The organism is Psychrobacter sp. GW64-MNA-CIBAN-0177 (assembly GCF_040309585.1).
GTDB classification, from domain to species: domain Bacteria; phylum Pseudomonadota; class Gammaproteobacteria; order Pseudomonadales; family Moraxellaceae; genus Psychrobacter; species Psychrobacter okhotskensis.
Map to the genome: position 1 here is coordinate 1 of NZ_JBEOOY010000207.1, position 275 is coordinate 275.

1 protein-coding gene is annotated in these 275 nt (G+C 43.3%); it reads right to left on the minus strand.

Features of this window, described 5'->3' with window-relative positions:
- Nucleotides 1-275, minus strand: a 275-nt coding sequence (locus AAEY79_RS14800; RefSeq protein ID WP_352289117.1) for an adenylosuccinate synthetase, incomplete at both ends; no start/stop codon positions are given.

The window sequence follows — 275 nt, forward strand, 5'->3', positions numbered from 1 at the left end:
GGCGTAACCTTTGAAACTGTTCCATCAGCATATTGATAGCCAACACAAATTTTAACTTCTTTTAGGCCGTCTAAAACGTCTAATTTAGTTAAACAAAAACCACTAACACTGTTGATTTGAACTGCGCGGCGCATTGCCACAGCATCTAACCAACCTGGACGACGCTTACGACCAGTTGTTGCACCAAACTCTTGGCCTTTCTCACCAATATAATCACCAATTTCATTGGCTAATTCTGTTGGGAAAGGACCAGCACCGACGCGAGTCGTATAAGC